15 protein-coding genes and 2 pseudogenes are annotated in these 18,501 nt (G+C 39.2%); 11 read left to right on the top strand and 6 right to left on the bottom strand.

Annotated features, from left to right (window positions below; genetic code table 11):
* Together FJR09_RS24760 and aroC are read left to right on the top strand one after the other, a co-directional pair.
* A pseudogene (locus FJR09_RS24760) lies at positions 1 to 206 on the top strand (RNA-guided endonuclease TnpB family protein); the annotation flags it as partial.
* A gap of 149 nt (positions 207 to 355) precedes the next feature.
* The gene (gene aroC, locus FJR09_RS16040; protein WP_015078528.1) at positions 356 to 1,444 is read left to right on the top strand and encodes a chorismate synthase; all 1,089 of its coding nucleotides are present in this window, start codon (positions 356 to 358) and stop codon (positions 1,442 to 1,444) included.
* 145 nt (positions 1,445 to 1,589) lie between these two features.
* Here aroC and prmC read toward each other — a convergent pair whose 3' ends face one another.
* The 3 genes from prmC to FJR09_RS16025 form a co-directional block, all read right to left on the bottom strand.
* On the bottom strand, positions 1,590 to 2,492 hold the full coding sequence (gene prmC / locus FJR09_RS16035; protein ID WP_168652197.1) for a peptide chain release factor N(5)-glutamine methyltransferase: 903 nt from the start codon (positions 2,490 to 2,492) through the stop codon (positions 1,590 to 1,592).
* Between the two features lie 9 nt (positions 2,493 to 2,501).
* Positions 2,502 to 3,302, bottom strand: a complete 801-nt coding sequence (locus FJR09_RS16030; protein ID WP_168652198.1) for a Tic22 family protein — start codon at positions 3,300 to 3,302, stop codon at positions 2,502 to 2,504.
* Between the two features lie 432 nt (positions 3,303 to 3,734).
* Positions 3,735 to 7,235 (bottom strand): hypothetical protein, encoded by a 3,501-nt coding sequence (locus FJR09_RS16025; protein WP_015078531.1) that lies wholly within the window; start codon positions 7,233 to 7,235, stop codon positions 3,735 to 3,737.
* Between the two features lie 309 nt (positions 7,236 to 7,544).
* Here FJR09_RS16025 and FJR09_RS16020 point away from each other — a divergent pair.
* The 3 genes and pseudogenes from FJR09_RS16020 to cobT all read left to right on the top strand — a co-directional run.
* A pseudogene (locus FJR09_RS16020) lies at positions 7,545 to 7,796 on the top strand (helix-turn-helix domain-containing protein); the annotation flags it as partial.
* Positions 7,797 to 7,954: 158 nt separating this feature from the next.
* Complete coding sequence (locus tag FJR09_RS16015; protein WP_041457600.1) at positions 7,955 to 8,665, top strand: DUF2232 domain-containing protein; 711 nt, start codon at positions 7,955 to 7,957, stop codon at positions 8,663 to 8,665.
* Between the two features lie 139 nt (positions 8,666 to 8,804).
* Complete coding sequence (gene cobT, locus FJR09_RS16010; RefSeq protein ID WP_168652833.1) at positions 8,805 to 9,905, top strand: nicotinate mononucleotide-dependent phosphoribosyltransferase CobT; 1,101 nt, start codon at positions 8,805 to 8,807, stop codon at positions 9,903 to 9,905.
* On the opposite strand, the gene FJR09_RS16005 is transcribed toward cobT, so the two are convergent.
* A complete protein-coding gene (locus FJR09_RS16005; protein WP_015078535.1) occupies positions 9,902 to 10,249 on the bottom strand; it encodes a hypothetical protein in 348 nt (115 codons plus the stop codon). The two genes, cobT and FJR09_RS16005, sit on opposite strands and share 4 nt — an antisense overlap.
* Positions 10,250 to 10,490: 241 nt before the next feature.
* Here FJR09_RS16005 and FJR09_RS16000 point away from each other — a divergent pair, with 241 nt between their 5' ends.
* The 4 genes from FJR09_RS16000 to FJR09_RS15985 all read left to right on the top strand — a co-directional run bounded on the left by FJR09_RS16000 (position 10,491) and on the right by FJR09_RS15985 (position 13,657).
* Positions 10,491 to 10,706, top strand: coding sequence for a hypothetical protein (locus FJR09_RS16000; RefSeq protein ID WP_041457601.1), 216 nt, complete (start codon positions 10,491 to 10,493; stop codon positions 10,704 to 10,706).
* Between the two features lie 557 nt (positions 10,707 to 11,263).
* A complete protein-coding gene (locus tag FJR09_RS15995) occupies positions 11,264 to 12,472 on the top strand; it encodes a NupC/NupG family nucleoside CNT transporter (RefSeq protein WP_015078537.1) in 1,209 nt (402 codons plus the stop codon).
* A 65-nt stretch (positions 12,473 to 12,537) separates the two neighbouring features.
* Positions 12,538 to 13,278, top strand: a complete 741-nt coding sequence (locus FJR09_RS15990) for a phytochelatin synthase family protein (protein WP_015078538.1) — start codon at positions 12,538 to 12,540, stop codon at positions 13,276 to 13,278.
* Positions 13,279 to 13,429: 151 nt separating this feature from the next.
* Positions 13,430 to 13,657 (top strand): hypothetical protein, encoded by a 228-nt coding sequence (locus FJR09_RS15985; protein ID WP_015078539.1) that lies wholly within the window; start codon positions 13,430 to 13,432, stop codon positions 13,655 to 13,657.
* Here the strand turns inward: FJR09_RS15985 and FJR09_RS15980 are convergent.
* Entirely contained in the window at positions 13,652 to 14,812 is a 1,161-nt protein-coding gene (locus tag FJR09_RS15980) for an AI-2E family transporter (RefSeq protein WP_015078540.1), read from the bottom strand. The genes FJR09_RS15985 and FJR09_RS15980 overlap by 6 nt on opposite strands.
* Before the next feature lie 181 nt (positions 14,813 to 14,993).
* Here FJR09_RS15980 and FJR09_RS15975 point away from each other — a divergent pair, with 181 nt between their 5' ends.
* Both FJR09_RS15975 and FJR09_RS15970 read left to right on the top strand, forming a co-directional pair.
* Positions 14,994 to 15,356, top strand: a complete 363-nt coding sequence (locus tag FJR09_RS15975) for a hypothetical protein (protein WP_174782878.1) — start codon at positions 14,994 to 14,996, stop codon at positions 15,354 to 15,356.
* Between the two features lie 250 nt (positions 15,357 to 15,606).
* Positions 15,607 to 17,031, top strand: coding sequence for an LCP family protein (locus tag FJR09_RS15970; protein WP_168652204.1), 1,425 nt, complete (start codon positions 15,607 to 15,609; stop codon positions 17,029 to 17,031).
* Between the two features lie 147 nt (positions 17,032 to 17,178).
* Here FJR09_RS15970 and FJR09_RS15965 read toward each other — a convergent pair whose 3' ends face one another.
* Positions 17,179 to 18,309, bottom strand: coding sequence for an extracellular solute-binding protein (locus tag FJR09_RS15965; RefSeq protein ID WP_168652835.1), 1,131 nt, complete (start codon positions 18,307 to 18,309; stop codon positions 17,179 to 17,181).
* Between the last annotated feature and the right edge of the window lie 192 nt (positions 18,310 to 18,501).

Here is an 18,501-nt window from a genome sequence, read left to right as displayed (position 1 = left end):
AAGTAATGCTACTTTGGTACTCAAATAATCTACAGGGGTTAGGAACTAGCCTCTCAGACGTGGATGATTCTAGCTCTACTTCAAACACCAGCAAACGCAAGAATGCTGGAAGTATGAAGCAACTGGGTCGTGCGAAGCGTCAAAAATCTCAGGCTCCGCTAGGGGATGTAGAAACCCCTGGCTCAAACGAAGTTAGCCAGGGGTAGTTCATCTGCCAGACTCAATTATTAACAGGTGACAGGGGACAAGGTGAGAGTCTTTAAGATAACTGATTATCATGGGGAATTTTTGATTTTTCCCAGGATCGCCCAACTCCATGTAAAATACATATTCCGGTCTGTATTTCCTGAATATCATGGGCAGCACTTTTGGTCATCTTTTCCGTATTACTACTTTTGGCGAATCTCACGGCGGCGGTGTGGGAGTTATTATTGATGGTTGTCCCCCACAACTGGAAATTTCTGCCGAAGAAATTCAATTTGAGTTAGATAGAAGACGACCAGGACAAAGTAAAATTACGACTCCTCGCAAAGAAGCGGACACCTGTGAGATTTTATCTGGGGTGTTTGAGGGGAAAACTCTGGGAACACCAATTGCCATTTTAGTCAGAAATAAAAATACTCGTCCCCAAGATTATGATGAAATGGCGCAAAAATATCGCCCTTCTCATGCGGATGCTACTTATGATGCTAAATATGGATTCAGAAATTGGCAAGGTGGTGGTAGGTCGTCGGCGCGTGAGACAATAGGTAGAGTAGCCGCAGGGGCGATCGCTAAAAAGATTTTACATCAAGTGGCAAATGTGGAAGTTATTGCTTATGTCAAGCGAATTAAGGATTTAGAAGGTGTTGTTGATCCGAATACCGTCAGTTTAGCAGATGTCGAAAGCAATATTGTCCGTTGTCCAGATGGCGAAACTGCTAATACCATGATTTCATTAATTGAACAAACCGGTCGAGATGGTAATTCCATCGGTGGTGTGGTTGAATGTGTGGTGCGGAATGTTCCCAAGGGTTTAGGCGAACCTGTTTTTGATAAATTAGAAGCAGATTTAGCAAAAGCGGTAATGTCATTACCAGCAAGTAAAGGTTTTGAAATCGGTTCTGGTTTTGACGGAACTTTGTTAACAGGTTTTGAACATAACGACGAATTTTATATTGATGAAAGTGGCGAAATTAGAACAGTAACTAACCGTTCGGGCGGAATTCAAGGGGGAATTTCCAACGGTGAAAATATTATTATCCGAGTGGCTTTTAAGCCGACGGCTACTATTAGAAAGGAACAAAAAACCGTAACTAAGGAAGGTGAAGAAACTCTTTTATCTGGGAAGGGAAGACATGATCCTTGTGTTTTACCCCGCGCTGTGCCAATGGTTGATGCTATGGTGGCTTTGGTTTTATGTGATCATTTATTAAGGCATTATGGGCAGTGTAAGGTGTTGTAGGCAGTGAGAATTTTATGGGGTGTTTATCTGGAATCCTCCTATTTAATGGCAAAATATTCTTTTTTCCAAAATCTTTTTTTGTCTCACGCAAAGTCGCAAAGAGGAATGCAAGGAGGAGAAATAGGTGGTTGCCATAGAATATTTTTTATTTGCAATTACAAGCCACTGCAAAACGTTTAATTCCGGCTAAATCAGCATGAATGGAAATATTGATATAATTACCATTATTTTCCAACAATTCCCGCACCATTTCTGCCTGTCCTGCCATCATTTCAATTAACCACAGCCCACCAGGACGCAAATAATTAGGGGAAATATCAATTAAATGACGAATATAGTCTAAACCATCTGCACCACCATCTAAGGCTAAATGAGGTTCATGGTTGACTACTTCTGGTTGTAAGGTCAGTACGGTATTACTGGGGATATAGGGCGGATTTGATATCATGCCGCTAAACTGACCTTTGAGGGATTCTAGGGGTTGCCACCAAGAACCTTGATAAAATTGAATCCGTTCCCGAAAACCTAAATCTTCAGCGTTGGTTTGAGCAATGGCTAAAGCGGCTGGACTGATATCTACAGCATGAATAGTGGCGGTTGTGAATGCTTCAGCTAATCCTAGGGCGATCGCCCCACTACCCGTTCCCAGGTCCACCCATTGACCTGCTTTGGCTTCACCGTTAGCAGCAGTTACGGCCAAATCAATCAATATTTCTGTTTCTGGTCTGGGAATTAAGACCGCAGGGGAAACTGTGAGTTGAAACTTCCGCCAAGCTGTCGTCCCTGCAATATACTGAACCGGTAAACGGTCATCTAATCGCCTTTGCCACAATTGCTCTAATTCTGTTAAGGACAATTTTATGGGGATTTGCTGCCATGTTTTGAAAGACTCCAAACGCAGTGCCAAGCGGTCTAAATTAGCTATTGTTAATAATAGCCAATCTACCTCCATTGGGGATATGTCCGAGGCTATAGCTGTTTGAATTGCGGTTTTTCGCCATTGCCAAAGTTCTAATCCAGAAACTACCTGTAGCTGTTGTTCTACCATACGTAAACTTTACTTTTGCGAAGGTTTATTATTCGGTAGAGTCTTTATATATTCCCTTGACATCATATATTCCCTTGACTCCGGAGATGGAACTAACAAAACTTGTTTTAACCAGTCATCATTTTTACTTTGTAAAGTTTTAATTACTTCATCTACAGCTATAACTTGAATGTCCGCTGTCCGATATTTCGGCTTCACTTGGGTTAATAAACCTTGTGCATCTTGTTTACTTAAAAATAGAGGAATGAGTTGCTGTTTTTCGGCTGCGGTTTGAATTGGCACATAACCCTTATCAGCACCAAATCTTACTGCAAATACAGGTAAACCCGAAAATTTATCTACCTTTTGACCACTTTGCCGCAGCAAGTCTAAGGCTCCCTGAATATCTCGATCTACAGGTTTAAAATCAAATATAAGGCGATTAGGCTGATTTTTGGTTTCTCGAATTTGCTGATAAATACTTCCCAGCGGTACTGCTGTTACTTGCAGAGTTTTCACAACTTCATCTAGTTTGGGATTTTTGTCCTTGACCTGTTGTAACTTCTTAATAAACTCTTGAGCCTCTTGACGACTCATATAAACTCTTGTCAACGAATCCCCATCTTTTTGACCATTTTGATTATTAGATAGGGAACGGCTTAAAGGTATACCTTTACCATTAGTAACTAAATAGACAGGCACTCCGTCTAATTTAGCCTTTATTTCTTGTTCTGGTAATGCCAATGCTGGGATATGAGGGACAAGTACCACCCCCAAAAATGTACTGCCAGCCAAACCCAATGTTAAGCTCCAACGAACTAATAATTTCATGATCACTCCTCCCGTCAATAATTTTATTAATGCCAGCAACTAGACAAATTGTGAGATTTATGCACCAATAACCAGTTTCAGTTATATCAATACCTTGTCCAAATCGAAAAAAGTCTTGATTTGTAGGTTGGGTTGACGTATGTTACCCAACATGAGCGTCGGGTTGTGATGATATTATCATCTCTAGAAACTGAATATACGCACTAAAGTTAGTTTATTTTTATTTTTACTTTGCTACTCATTTCCATGATCCCACCCAAAAGCCTGAAAACCCTATTATATGTCTTCTCTAGGAAGAAAGAAGATCCTGATGTTTTGCCATTGAGTCCTCCATTTAGAGATGCTCTAATTGTATCTAACGTTCCCAAAAGGTCAGTTGTCAGGAGGAAAAAAAGAAAAAGTAAAATCCCCCCTGCCCCCTGCTCCTCTGCCCTATACTTGACTATGTAAAAGGTAACTATATGGTTCTTCTAGGGATTGCACGGTACTAGATTTAATGGCATCTAAATAACGTAGTAATAACTGGACTTGTTGTAAATTGGGACGATAGGAGAGATTGCCTTGTTTTTCAAATAGTGGTGGAGAGTTTATGCCTGCTTTGAGGGAATCAATTGCTTTGTAGTCGAGATTTTCCTGGGAGTGATGGGTCAGCCAAAGGTAATCTGAAGCCGCAGGAATTAAGCCTGGTGGTAGTTCACCTTCCAAGAAAGCCAATAACCGCTGTTGACAGATACGGGTATTGATACCACGACTTTCAAATAATTGCAAGACTTCACCAAAGGTTAAAGAACGGTTGGGCAATAGTTTTAGCAATTCAGAGAATAGGAAATAATCTGTGTATTGTTGTTTAGGTATGTCTAAAACTTGGGGATGCAACGGTAACATAGTTAAACCTAATGCAACTCGACTGCAATTAGGAGCGCCGTTTTCACCAAGGTATAAGTCCTGAATAATTTTGGCATTAGGCAATTTTTGCCGTAACCAACGGTTAATAGTGCCGACGGAAGCCACACCACCGCTGAGGACAGCTTGATTAATAGCTTCGGTGGGAATACCACGGGCTACTAATAATTTGTTAAGCTCTCGATTGAGACGACGGACAAAGGGAACAAAGACTTGACTTTCCAAATCTCGGCGCTGTAATACCCAACGTTGGTCGGCGAATTCTAGGGTAAAGGTTTCTTGGTGCTGTAAAATTAACTTTAATGCCAATGCTGCATCTAATAAGGCTTGTCCCAGGAGAGAACTTTCTAGACGTTGCTGGAGACGAATCCGTGCTTGTGTATCTGGTTCTCCAACTTTGGGTAGTACCAGTCCTTCTAAACCCAAATTAGAGAATTGCATTTGGTCTAAACCGGGAATTGAGGGTTGCCAATGCCAAGGATTAGCATTCGCTTCTTCATGATGAAATTGCCCAGGTTGGCGAAGTTGGCGGGATTTTGGTGGTAATAGTAACTGACAAATAATATCCTGTTCAATGCCTTTGCCAGAGTAGGCAAAATTGTGGAGCATGAAGTTTTTATGTACCAATTCTTCCAGATTTGCTGGTATATCTACCAAGGTCATTTCTACTAGGGTTGCCCCAATATTAATTGCTAAAGTGTTACCTACCAGGAGATAATTGCTAGTTTTTAAAGCCCGTAAACCCTGCTTTTCGCTGATTTGGATAGATTGACCATTGGCACTGTCTAATTCTGGCAGTAAACTGGCGATCGCTTCTTCCACAAAAAAGACTTGTTGAGGATGAGAGATAAGTTCGCTAGTCACAATCGCTTCTCGAACATTAAAGCGATATTGTTCTGTCCAACTGGAAGGACAAGTACAGATGACACCAGCGATATTCTTAATTACCTTGGAAAAAGTTGGTATATTCATTCCCACAGCATTAGCAATTAAAGCTGGTGTGGTACTAGTTTGACTAGCTCTGAGAGTTGATAGTAGCTTAGAGAGCGATCGCACTACCCAAATCAATGGACCTGCGGAAAACTCATTTAATTGCAGCATTGGTTCCCATTTTTGTCGTTCTTGCTGGTAGGGAACTGCTATTTGTAAATAAGGCTTTAACTGTGCTGAATAAAGATGAGGGGAAGATTCTGATTGTCCATTTTTCACCTGATGAGAAGTTGAATTTGTCGGTAAATAAACTTCTGCTGGTAACCGGAATGATTGCTGAAAAGAAGCATCACCACTTTGATTTTCTGCTGACCAATAAATTGGATAAACTACCAATTTAGAGTGATTTAATAAAGCCGCAGAAATTCCTGTCGTGCCAATATCAATTCCTAAATACCAAGTCGTATTTAAATTATCCTCTGGGACAAGATGATTATTTTCATCATTGGGAATTGAGGGTTGAGGACTGGTAATTGGAGTTTGCTCACTGGTAATTAAAGCTTGAGAAAAATCTTCTTTTTCTGCTTCTATATATGTCTGAGTTGTCAAACTTAAATCTACTTCCTGACAGTTATCTAAAGCTACATCCTGATTTTCCGGTTCTATGTGGGAATTATCTGATTGATTGATAACTGTTATTGGTACTTGTTCATGAGTCGTATCTACTAACAAATCAGTCAGAACTGTAATTGTATCCACAGAATTTGGTTCTGCTAACGTAGTGCTGTCAGCTAGACTAGAAACTATCGAACTGTTAATTTCTAATGCTGATAAATCATGATTAACCACTTCAGAAGCAATGGATAAACTTTCATCTTCCTTCAGCAAAATATCAGGAGAAAATGAGAAACTTAGCGGTGAAGAAATTTCAGTATTAAAGAAACTGGCATAAAGTTCAGCTACTTCATCAGTATTTGTTAATTGTAAATCTTTTGCAGATTGTGTTGGCTCTTGTAACAACTCTGTATCCAGATCAATTGGCAATATTTCCGCAGCAGGAAGTTCTACAAGTACATCTTCTGAAGGTGTTAATTGTTCAACAACCGTGGACTCAGCTAATAATGGTGATGCCGCAGTCGGAAGTTCTGTAGATACATTTTCTGAAGGTGTTAATTGTTCAACAACAGAGGACTCAGTTAATAATGGTGATGCCGAAACTATTTCAGTGTTGACATCAGAAATAGAAGACTCATTAATCAAGACTTGTTGTTGTAAATATTGAGTCAAATTATTGAGAAACTTCGCCATCAATTGTTCACCTTGCATCCCCTCATTGTGCATTTTAGCTAATGCTTGGGATAAGGATTGATAATAGGCGTTAATATTCCGTTCTAGGGCTTCAAAAATAGTATTAACAGTTCCATCTAGAGACAGTAAGTGTTGATCTAAATTCCGAGCCAAATTTGCCAACTGTTCTACCCGTTCTGCTGATTCTAAAATAGGTTGAATGGCAGAAGTAATTGCTTCTAAATTCTGTAAATCAGGGTTAATTATTACCGCAGAATTTGATTTTAGATGTGGCACTAAACGACCCATGAGGACTTCTAAAAATTCAGAAATCATTTCGTCTTGGTTCGCTAACTGCTGACTTAATGAATGGTTTTGCAGTCGCTTTTGCTCTAGTTGCCTAATTTCCTGAATCAAATCGGCTCTTTCTGCTAACAGCCTGGATAATTCCGCTTGTAAAGGCTGAATTAAGACCATCAATTCTTGTTTGATTTGTCCTGTTTCAATACTACTAAGCTCTGGTTGATGCGAACCAGACTCAAATACAGATGGAACATTAACCTCTTGGTTAAATTGTGTCAAGAGAGATGAAAATTTTGGTGTGGGAAGTGGGTTTGTAGTTTCCGGTAGGACATCATCTTTTGATACTTCCTCCTCACTCAGTCGCACCAAGAAGTTATGCACTCGTTGTAAAACGTCTTTTTCCTGTTGTCCTTGGTTAGACAGGAACTTAGAAATGCCTTTAGCTGTGTGAGACAGTAAGTGATCAATATCTGCAATTAGTTGGTGAATTTCATCAATATGGGAAGTCACGTTAAATTACCTTAGTTAAAAATGTACAAAATTTTAGAAGATTCAGGTTTAGGTAGTTTTTAAGCGCAGAGCGCAGTCTACGCGATTGCGTGGTGTTATTCATGCACTCTCGTGAGGGATACAGGAAAATCAAATAATACTTCTAAGTAGGTTGGCGTTAAAAATTGTCGTTATGACAAGGGAACAGGGAACTCTTAACTGGGAACAGGGAACTTAAACATGAGTTTTTCCTGTTCCCTCTGAAATTTTTATAACATAGTTGGTGTAATCTCAGACAATCTCTATTAAAGGTGGTTGTAATTTAATGGGTTGCGACAAGTTAACAGAAAATTGCAGTTACGGGAATCAGATAGTCAGTCACGGGTGGCGGATACGTTGCTATTTTTGGCAGAGGGGCAAAGCAAACAAGAGAATACAGGCACGGAAATTCCTAATTTACCCCACCGCGAGTTAAGTAGTTTAAGCGGATTGGCACGGGAAACTGTGACAAGAGTGCTGAGAAAATTAGAAAAAAAGGGTTTGATTGTGAGAGATTATACTCAAAACGGCTTGATTGTTTGATTCTAAACGTAGGGGTTTAGCACTGCTAAACCCCTACACATCTGGGTTCTTTGTCATTTGGCAAAAGTTTAAATCTCACCCGTGTTTAGTATAAGATAGAATTCATATTCCCGATTGGTCAGCTTTGGAAAAAACCATCGTTTAATTTAGTTGCCTGCATGAGTATTGTTGATTTGCTCCCAGAAGAACCAGAGAAAGATTCATCTCCTGAATCTCTTCCCCAAATTCAATTACAGTACCAACCTCTTAAAGTTGAGAGTACCTTGAGGATGGTGGAAACGGCTTTTTTAGCAAGTACGGCGAGTTTAATTTGGTTTATTAATTTTTATTTTCCTTTGGGTCCTGTATTGCGGGTATTTTTTCCTATCCCTATTGCTTTGGTTTATTTACGTTGGGGTAAACGGGCAGCTTGGATGGCAGCAGTGACTTCTGGGTTGCTGTTGTCTGTGTTGATGGGTCCATTCCGCAGTTTGTTATTTGTCATGCCTTTTGGCTTGATGGGTGTGCTATTGGGGGTGACTTGGTATCGTCGTGTCCCCTGGATTGTTTCGATGACTTTAGGGACGTTATTGGGGACTATGGGGGTGTTTTTTCGGCTGTGGTTTTTGTCTGTGCTATCGGGGGAAGATTTGTGGGTTTATGTGATTAACCAAGTGACAGAAATTATTGAATGGATTTTTTTAAAGTTGGAATTGTTAATGACTCCCAATTTATTATTAATTCAATTAGGAGCGATCGCTTTCATTGTTCTTAATAATTTTATTTACTTGTTTATAGTCCATCTTACTGCTTTGTTACTTTTGGATCGCTTAGGAAATCCCATTCCCCGTCCACCTCATTGGTTGCAAGTGTTGATGGATTATGAGTAGTCCTAACTATGATTTTTTTGATTAATTTGATGAAGATGATTAATTGTAAAAGTCATAACTATGATTTTTTTGATTAATTTGATAAAGATGATTAATTAATCAGGAAAATCAGAAAAATCAGAAAAATCACAGTTTAGATATGATTAATATTTACACACAAGTTCCCCAGGGCAAAGCATGGCTTCATCGTTATCGGGGTAAATTACCGATATTTGCCTGTATTTTGGGATTTACAGAAACGGGTTTAATTCCTGGTATTTCTGCCGCTGGGTTGACTCCACAGGATCGCCAATATACAGCTTGTGCTGATGGAGAATTTCTCTATTACGGTGCTGAACATCAACCCAAGTACCCTCTCCCTCCTTTGACTTCCGGGGCTTCTCCTGTGCTGATTTCGCGGGCGGTGGTGGCTAATTTAAATATCCCTGTGTACTTGTTTAATGCGGGATTACCCCATACTCCACCTGTACCATTAATTGATTTGGGTGGTGCGCCGGCGAAGTGTTTAAGTCAGGGTGCAGCTATGGATATAGATACTGTCAAACATTTATTAGCACAAGGATTGCGTTGGGGTGATCAATTAAGTTCTGAATTAAGTTCTCATGGGTATTTAATTCTCAGCGAGTGCGTTGTCGGTGGCACAACAACAGCCTTGGCAATTTTAACTGGTTTGGGCATTGATGCTGTTGGTAAAGTTAATAGTAGCCATCCTGTGTGTAATCACGGACAGAAATGGGATTTGGTGCAAGCGGGATTGGCAAAAATGCCCCCGTCAGTTGATCCTTTAGAACTGGTGGCCGCAGTAGGTGATCCTATGCAGGTGGTAGTAGCAGGAATGGCGATCGCCGCGAGTCGGAGTTGTGGGGTATTATTGGGTGGAGGTACACAAATGTTAGCAGTTTATGCTTTAATTCAAGCGATCGCTTACACATATTCTTTATCTTGGCAACCCGCAGAAATTGTCATCGGCACAACCCGTTGGGTAGCAGAAGATCCCACAGGTGCAACAGTTGATTTAGCCCAAAGTTTACACAAAAATAGCATCCCTCCCTTGTTAGCTACACAATTGAGTTTTGCTAATTCTCGATATCCTCAACTTCAAGCTTATGAACGGGGTTTTGTCAAAGAAGGTATTGGTGCTGGTGCGGCTTGTATCGCTGCCTCTTTAAGTCAAAATTGGCAACAAAATCAATTATTAGCAGCTATTGAAGCCCAACTTGAAGAAATTAGCCGCAATTAATAAGCTCTCTGTCTGAGTAACTGTTCTTCCAAAGCAGCAATCCGATGATATGCAGCGGTTAACTGAGCTGTTAGCCGTTGAATTTGGATTTCTGGTGTTATTTGTTTATCTGTCGTCTGATAATTCATTTCTACAATACCATCTGACAAAATATCTTTATGCTTCAATTCTTTTAACTCAGGCACTGGCTGTTTCTTTTCTAGATAATGTTCTATGACTGGTAACTTATCTAAAGATGAATCTGACAAAGCTTGAGATAGCCGCATATCAAGCCTTTCAATCACTTCATAGATAGCATCAACTTTCTGGCTCAATGTGAGAATTTGTTTTTCTAAAGATTCCATTTAATACCTGCACCAAAAAATATTGTCTCTATGTTATTCACTTTACTGAGGATCTTCGATATACTTATGGATTATTTAACTTTTCATCTTGTTTCAATACCTTAGCCATTTTTTGCAGGTTGGGTTAAGTGACAGCGCAACCCAGCGCTCATGTTGGATTTCATGCTGATTGCTTGGCGTTCACGCAGTGTCCCGCAGGGATACGTTTACGTTCCACAACCCAACCTTGTATCTTAGAGGTATGTTAGAAGAAGTGGTAGATGATCCAGCAAAATTTTTACTGGCGGGTCATCGAGGTGGCGGTAAAACTACTGAACTGCGACGATTAGAACAAAAATTAGGAAATACACATACTGTTATTTGGATAGATACCCAAACAGCCCTAGATAGATATAACATTGGCTATGCTGAAGTTGTAGGTTTTGATTGGTTTGCAAATTGCACAGCAAGCTATTAAAGCAAAAACAGCCTGATAATCAAGTTATTGCTCATCAGTTTTTAACTCAGAGTTTGCAAATCTATCAAGATTTAGATTTACAGAAACAAGCTGGAGAGATAAGCATGATATTGGGTAATGTATAATTCATTACTTATGATTATCAATAGACATCTGGTGAGAATTAAACGTGCGTGGTTTGAAACCCTTGTAGAGATGTTCCATGGAACGTCTCTACAGTTCCCAAAACACAGATACCCCCAGTTCATTTTGTTGTGAACCAGAGGTATCTCATAATTGGTAGACTATAAATCTTTCGGTATACTGAAGTTGAAACCAATATACACTCTTTATTCCCATTTGCATAGTTCTGTAATAACAATTTATTTAAGTTTTGTATACTTTTAATTATTTCTTTATATTTAAGATTAATTAAGCCAGCAAATATCCTGTTTTTCTTCCCTTGCACTAGCAGCATTTTGGTGATAAATACCGCCTAAATCAGCTAATTCGGCACTTAATGATCGGAAATTAAGTTATTCTGAAGCTTATTTGCAAAAAATATGGAAACATTGAATATGGAACGCACTATTTCATTTTTAGGCATTTGTGTTTTCATCAGTATATGCTACGTCCTGTCCGTGAGTCGTCAAGCTGTGCGTTGGCGGACAGTCGCCTGGGGATTGGGGTTAGAATTTATTTTGGCTATAGTCATTCTCAAGACCCCTTGGGGTTTGAACTTATTTAAATCCTTGGGAAATATCGTTGGTAACTTTTTAGCTTTTTCTGATGTTGGTGCAAAATTCGTCTTTGGTGAAAACTTCAAAGATCATCTGTTTGCTTTTGAAATTCTCCCCACAATTATCTTTTTCTCATCATTTATCAGTATTCTTTATTACTATGGCATTTTGCAAAGAGTTGTCAATGCCCTAGCATGGTTGATGATGAAAACCATGAAAACATCAGGTTCTGAATCTTTGTCCTGTGCGGGAAATATCTTCTTGGGACCAACAGAAGCAGCACTCATGGTCAAACCTTACCTAGCAAACATGACAAAATCTGAATTGCACGCCGTCATGACTGGTGGTTTTGCTACCATTGCCGGGGGTGTACTAGGTGCTTATTTGTCCTTTGGAATTCCGCCAGAACATTTAATTGCGGCTTTTTTCATGACTTCCCCTGTTTCTCTAATAGTATCTAAAATCATGTATCCAGAAACAGAAGTATCGGAAACTACTGGAACAGTGAATATAGAGATCAAAAGTAATTATGTTAATGTTCTTGATGCTGCGACTTCTGGGGCAATTGATGGCGTAAAATTAGCGGTTAATGTTGGAGTCATAATAATTGCTTTTTTGAGTTTATTAGCCGCTGTCAATGCCAGTTTAAGTTGGTTGGGGAGTTTGGTAAGTTATCCGCAATTGTCCTTAGAATGGATGTTATCTTTTGTTATGTTTCCCGTCGCTTGGTTGATGGGTATACCTTGGGCCGACTGTGGACAAGTTGGGGCATTATTAGGTAAAAAGACGATTCTTAATGAATTTATCGCCTATTTGGATTTAGGAGAAATGATTAAGAAACAAGAAATTTCTCAACGTTCAGCAATTATTGCCACTTACGCTTTGTGTAATTTTGCTAATATTGGCTCAATTGGCATTACTATTGGGGGGATGACAGGAATAGCACCCAACCGCCAACAAGACTTAGCCCGTATGGGTGTAAGAACTATGATTGGTGGATTATTAGCGGGTTTTATCACTGCGGGAATTGCGGGGATTTTGATTTAACAATAATATACAATCGCACCTGGGTTTTTCCCTTCAAACAACTTAAATTAGGCTGAAAATAAACTATGAAATTGGCAGCAATCAATCCTATCAAAACATCAATTAGAGTTATAATTTTAGGCATTTGTTTAGCGAAAGGAAATGTTTTTGCTCAAACATTATCACTTTCCCCTAACTTGATTGGTTTTGATACTCCTGAAGGTGAAACATTATTAATTGCTAGTAAATCAAAAAGTGATTTTTTCCCATTAAGTACACAATTTGTCACCCAAATTAATCAGGCATATTGTGGAGTTGCTAGTATGGTGATGGTGCTAAATAGCTTGAAAATTCCTGCACCAGAAGCACCACAATATAAACCATTTCGAGTATTTACCCAAGATAACTTTTTCAGTAATGAAAAAACTAGAAAAGTCGTAAATTCTGAAGTTGTTGCCCGTCAAGGTATGACTTTAGATCAGTTAGGAGGATTATTGGAAAGTTATGATGTGCAAGTTAAGGTGTATCATGCTGGTGGGATAAATTTAGCAGAGTTTCGCAAGTTAGCAGCAGAGAATGTAAAGCAACCAGGAAATTTTATTATTATTAACTATTTACGTCAGGAAATTGGTCAAGAACGAGGTGGACATATTTCGCCTTTAGCTGCATATAACGAGTTAACAGATAGATTTTTAATTATGGATGTTTCGCGCTATAAATATCCACCTGTTTGGGTGAAAACAGCAGATTTATGGAAGGCAATGAATACTGTTGATTCAACAGCAGCCAAGACGCGGGGGTTTGTATTTGTGAGTAAGAATAATTGATGTTTATCTACAGGGAACAGGGAACAGTTGTTACCAAAACTGTAACGATTGAGGATTTATGAATCTGTGGATGAGATAGTGAACAATTAGTAGATTAGCAACGTCTTTTGCAATAGACACCCGAAAATCTGGAGTAATTGAGGAAATAATTATGAATTCTATCACAACCAATTTTCTGCAACGACGTTATGGGGTAAGTTTGGGCAGACGTTATGTTTTAGCAGCCGCTAGTGTTATGCTATTAGGTGCGTTTGCTTATTCCTCGATAGATAACAGCAATAACGTTTTTACTAGATCTTATCTACCCAATACAGAACTAGGCTTTTTACCAGAAAGTCTAAAGACACGCTCGTTTCCCACTTACCGCGAGGTCTTATGAAACACTCAAGGAATTATTGGTTTCTACTTTTGGAGATGCTTCTGGTGTCATAGGTGTGGCTATATCATCCAGAGAAGAGTCTTCTGGATCAAGACTCAGTGCTGAGGGGCGAATAGCACTGATGATGCTTTTAATAACCACAGCGCAGGGGACAGCCACGATTACTCCTAAAAGTCCGCCAATTCTCGCTCCAGTTAAGACAGAAATTAAAATCCAAACGGGGTTTAAACCCGTAAAACTGCCTAAAATTCGGGGTGCAATCAGATTTTCGAGAATTTGCTGCACGATTACGGCAGCTATTAAGACCCTCACCCCCATAGAAACATCTTGGAGTGAAACCAAAGAAGTTGTCAAAGCGATACCCACAGAACCGCCAAAGGGGATAAGTGCCATGACTCCAATAGTTAACCCAAATAATAGACCAAAGGGAACTTTCAGCCATAAAAAGGTAGGAATCAGCGCGGAAGCCATGCAGGTTGATAAAATTAATTGGGTGATAAAAAAGTTTTGAAAGCTTAAACGGACTGTTTTGGAAAAGGGAGCGCGAAATTTAGAAGGTAGCCATTCTACTAAACTTTGCCAAAGTTCACCGCCATGCTGTAATAAATAAAACGTTAATACCATTGTTAGTAGGAAATCCAACAAACTGGTAACAGTGATCACGGCTAGATTTAGCACCTGTCCAGCTATGGACTGTAATTGTCCTTTGACGCGATCATTGATTTGTGCAGCTAAAGCATCTAAGTTAATGGGTAAACCTACACTTTCTGCCTTGCCATTGAGTATCATTAATTGTGAACGTCCTGAATCAATTAAGTCTGGTAAACGCGCCACCAGTTGTTGGGCTTGAGTCAGGGCGAGAGGAAACAGGGTGACACCTAGAGCTAATAAAATGGATAATGCTAACAAAAATACGAGGATGGCTACTTGCTCTCGTTTTGCTCCGTGATTTTCCATCCAACTTACGGGATAGTTGAGTAAAAATGCTATTACCGAAGCTCCGACTAAAATAACGATCAGGGAGTGAAAATAATTGAAAATTGCGGCAATAGCCCAACCATTGAGAACTAATAATGGTGCAAGTAGCGCGATCGCTAAGTATCTCGCTATAGGTGTCAATGTTTGCCACCAATTGAGTAGCTTACGTGTTTGCATTTTTAGGTAATTACACTATAGAACTAAATTAATTTCTTCTTGACAAAGTATTAATCCCATGGAAGTTGGTCATCGGTAATTTAAATTGTTAGTTGCCCCTACCTAATTAACAACTTAGGTTATTATCTCTAACTTAATGACTATTATTCACCATCTCTAGTTTATGATCACATCAACCACTATGGATAACTTGCCAGCAAAAGATACAGATATCTCAAAAACACAACTTATTTTATATTTGATTCCCATTATCGGCTTTTTTCCCTCGCTGTGGACTCTCTACCAGCGTCAGGGTAGCCGGCAACAAGTTACTGCCAGCCGTTTATCTATTACCTTGGCCTTTATCTGGATGTTAGGTTATTTATTGTTAACTACTGGAGCAGCAACAGATTTTTTGACACTGCGCTTGTTAATTCTCAATAGTTTTCTGACTTCTGGTTACTTTTTAGTCAGTGTTTGCTTGATTTTCCGGGTCATTCAAGGCAAATCTTCCCATTTACCAGGATTTAGCAACTTGGCAGAGCGACTATGGCATAAGTATTAAATAGCAAATCGGAAAATCATAGAAATTATCGCAGCCCGTTACAGATTGCCGGAAGTATAAATTTCAAATCAAAATCTCAAGATTAATAAAAAGGCTTTCACCCCTAACCCCTGGTTTGTGAATTCTGTTGTATATTCGGAGGTTTATTATAGCAAATTTGATGAGAAGTTAGCTATTATAGTCTGATTTGTTGGGGATGTATTGAGTCGGCAAATTTACTTTATTTAAAATCGTAGGTGAGAGGAAGTCTGTGACTAGTCAAAAAACATCAGCAGCACAACAAAGAGCCGCAAAAGCTAAATATAAGGGGAAAGGGCAAAATTCCCGCCCATCAAAATTAGGACGGTGGCTATGGTTTGCGGTGGGTATGGGTGGGATTGCCCTAGTATCTGGACTTGCAGGGGCGTTGTTGGCGGTTTCTTGGGAAAGTACGCCTTTGCAACAAGCTCAACTCAGTCCCCAGGAGGAAGCGGTATTTGATGGGGATAGTATTTCTGGCAATGGGTTACAATTTTCCCAACTAACTCGTCCTGTTAATATCCTGCTAATGGGGATGAGCGTACTGCCTCCAGATGTCCAAAACCCCCCTTCTGACAGCAAAAATCTGAGTTATTTACCCCAAATTAATTCTTTTGACGGTCTTTCTGATGTCATGCTGTTGATCAAATTTGATCCAGAGACAAAAAAAATAGTCATGCTTTCTGTGCCTAGAGATACCCGTGCAGAAATTGAAGGGTATGGAGTGAAAAAAATTAATGCGGCTAATGCAGAGGGTGGACCAGCGTTAACGGCGAAAACCGTTAGTAATCTTTTAGGTGGAGTAGGAATTGATCGCTATATTCGCATTAATGTTTTGGGCGTTAGTAAGCTAATTGAAGCTTTGGGGGGAGTGAATATTTATGTTCCCAAAGATATGAAATATCGGGATGATTCCCAGCATTTATACATTAATTTAAAAGCGGGTCAACAACATCTCAATGGTGAACAGGCATTGCAATTACTCCGCTATCGTCATGATGAACTGGGAGATATTGGTCGAATTCAGCGCCAGCAAATGGTGTTGCGGTCCTTAATTGAACAGACTCTGAACCCGACAACCATCACGAAATTACCAGACATTCTCAATGTTGTTAAGGAAAATATTGATACTAACTTATCTGTTGAGGAATTAGTAGCGCTGGTTGGTTTTGGCTCAAAAATCAATCGCTCGAATATGCAAATGTTAATGCTACCTGGACGCTTTAGCGACAATCATGAGTTTGATGCCAGCTACTGGGTTCCAGATGGGCGGAATATTGCGAAAGTAATGACGCAGCATTTTGGTTTAGAAGCGAAGACGGCAGAAATATCGTTTGCTGAACCTAGTCATCTGCGTGTAGCTATTCAGGATAGTACAGGGAACAATCGCTCTCAATTGCGTCCCCTAATTAGAACATTGGAAAAAGCTGGATATAAAAATATCTTTGTCTCCAAACCCTGGGGACAACCCCTGGATATAACTCACATTGTGGCACAACAAGGAGATGGAGATAGTGCCGAATCAGTCCGTAGTCTCTTGGGATTTGGGGAAGTACGCGTAGAAAGCACTGGTAATATCGGTTCAGATATTACTATTCAGATAGGAAAGGATTGGTTTCAAAACCAGGCTATTTTCCAAAACTCCACCAGTCCGTAAGCCCTATTGATTACAAACATCTTTACTGAACTTAAAATTTCACAAAAGTCAGCAGTTATGGATTAGAGTCCAAAGAGACAAAATCAGCAATTATCCTCAAGAATGAATCATCAAAAGCAAAGTTGGATTCCGTTCTTCTTGCCAAAATTATGATTGTTTGATCTTGATGAATAAATCTTCATACTCTTTCATAACTGCTGGAGGTAAGGGGAGTATAAATTCACTTTTGGCCAGAATTTCAGCATCAGTTAATAATAAATTCTGTAACTGTTTCTGAATATCCCCCAGGACCATAGCATTGTCCACAGGAGAATTGCTTTTAGTTAGTAAGGCAATTTGTTTAGAGGTATTGGGTTGTAAACAAAAATCTAACCATTGATATGCTAAACCATCATTACTAACACCTGTAGGACTTACCCATAAATCAGTCCAAATTGCTGTTCCTGATTGGGGAACAACTGCGGCAAATTTTTGATAACGACTGATTACCGGAATAATATCATGAGACCAACCAACTGCTAACCAAGTATCCCCAGTAATTAATGGTTCTAGATAGTTTTGAGAATCATAGAATTTGACTTGTTGATTTAATGCTTGTAATTCTGGTTTTAGTGCAGAAATTTGCTTGATATTTTCCGTGTTATAAGATTTTCCTAATTTCTTCAAAACTAAACCAATTACTTCTCTGGGATGATTAAGTAAAGAAATCCGATTTTGTAATTCACTCCGCCATAAATCACTCCAATCTGTTGGTTTCCAACCTAATTGTTGAAACTTTTCTTGATTATAAATAATTACTGTATTCCCCCACCGATAAGGAACACCCCAAATTTTACCTTCTTGATCACGCTTAATTAGTTGTTGCCATTTTTCATTTAAGTTAGCTAAATTTTTGATATTTGTTGTTGCTAATGGTTGAATTAGTTTTTGATCAATTGCTGCTTGTAACCAATAATCTCCCAAGGTAACTAAATTAGCAGTCGGTGATTTTTGATTTTGATTAAATGGTAAATAACGAGTCAATTCTTGCTGATTATTAGTTGGCGGTTGTTGCCAAGTCTGTAATAATTTAAATAACTCCTGAAGCTGATTCACTGGGGTAAATTTCAATTTTCCCCCTTGAGTTACAGTTTTCCGAAACTGATTAACTACCTGACCAGGAATAGAATTTTTTAATAGCTGTACATTTAAGGGAGGTTGCTGGTTTGTTCCGCATCCTGTGATCAATTGAGAAAGTGTTAAGGTACTTGTACCCAATAAAAAAGATCGTCTGTCCATTGATTTTACAGTTGGTGAATATAGCCATCCTCAATCATAGCTTGAGTTTGATGGGGCAATTTTACATATTGAGCTAAAATAGATAAATAAAAATTTACCGCTTGCATCAGCAAAAAAGACACGCAAGACTTGAAAAGTTAAATAATCCATAAGATACAAGGTTGGGTTGTGGAACGTAAACGTATCCCTGCG

The sequence above is a fragment of the Dolichospermum sp. UHCC 0406 genome, assembly GCF_009712025.1.
Taxonomy (GTDB): domain Bacteria; phylum Cyanobacteriota; class Cyanobacteriia; order Cyanobacteriales; family Nostocaceae; genus Dolichospermum; species Dolichospermum lemmermannii.
The sequence above is the reverse complement of the archived record's forward strand: the minus strand, read 5'-3'. Positions and strand labels throughout refer to the sequence as shown.

What these genes read in the sequence shown, in the direction of transcription:
- aroC (WP_015078528.1), top strand. Translation starts at nt 356, where the DNA reads ATGGGCAGCACTTTTGGTCATCTTTTCCGTATTACTACTTTTGGCGAA.
- FJR09_RS16015 (WP_041457600.1), top strand. Translation starts at nt 7,955, where the DNA reads ATGAGTATTGTTGATTTGCTCCCAGAAGAACCAGAGAAAGATTCATCT.
- FJR09_RS15990 (WP_015078538.1), top strand. Translation starts at nt 12,538, where the DNA reads ATGAAATTGGCAGCAATCAATCCTATCAAAACATCAATTAGAGTTATA.
- FJR09_RS16005 (WP_015078535.1), bottom strand. Translation starts at nt 10,249, where the DNA reads ATGGAATCTTTAGAAAAACAAATTCTCACATTGAGCCAGAAAGTTGAT.
- FJR09_RS15980 (WP_015078540.1), bottom strand. Translation starts at nt 14,812, where the DNA reads ATGCAAACACGTAAGCTACTCAATTGGTGGCAAACATTGACACCTATA.
- FJR09_RS16030 (WP_168652198.1), bottom strand. Translation starts at nt 3,302, where the DNA reads ATGAAATTATTAGTTCGTTGGAGCTTAACATTGGGTTTGGCTGGCAGT.
- prmC (WP_168652197.1), bottom strand. Translation starts at nt 2,492, where the DNA reads ATGGTAGAACAACAGCTACAGGTAGTTTCTGGATTAGAACTTTGGCAA.
- FJR09_RS16000 (WP_041457601.1), top strand. Translation starts at nt 10,491, where the DNA reads ATGTTAGAAGAAGTGGTAGATGATCCAGCAAAATTTTTACTGGCGGGT.
- FJR09_RS15995 (WP_015078537.1), top strand. Translation starts at nt 11,264, where the DNA reads ATGGAACGCACTATTTCATTTTTAGGCATTTGTGTTTTCATCAGTATA.
- FJR09_RS15985 (WP_015078539.1), top strand. Translation starts at nt 13,430, where the DNA reads ATGAATTCTATCACAACCAATTTTCTGCAACGACGTTATGGGGTAAGT.
- cobT (WP_168652833.1), top strand. Translation starts at nt 8,805, where the DNA reads ATGATTAATATTTACACACAAGTTCCCCAGGGCAAAGCATGGCTTCAT.
- FJR09_RS15965 (WP_168652835.1), bottom strand. Translation starts at nt 18,309, where the DNA reads ATGGACAGACGATCTTTTTTATTGGGTACAAGTACCTTAACACTTTCT.
- FJR09_RS15975 (WP_174782878.1), top strand. Translation starts at nt 14,994, where the DNA reads ATGGATAACTTGCCAGCAAAAGATACAGATATCTCAAAAACACAACTT.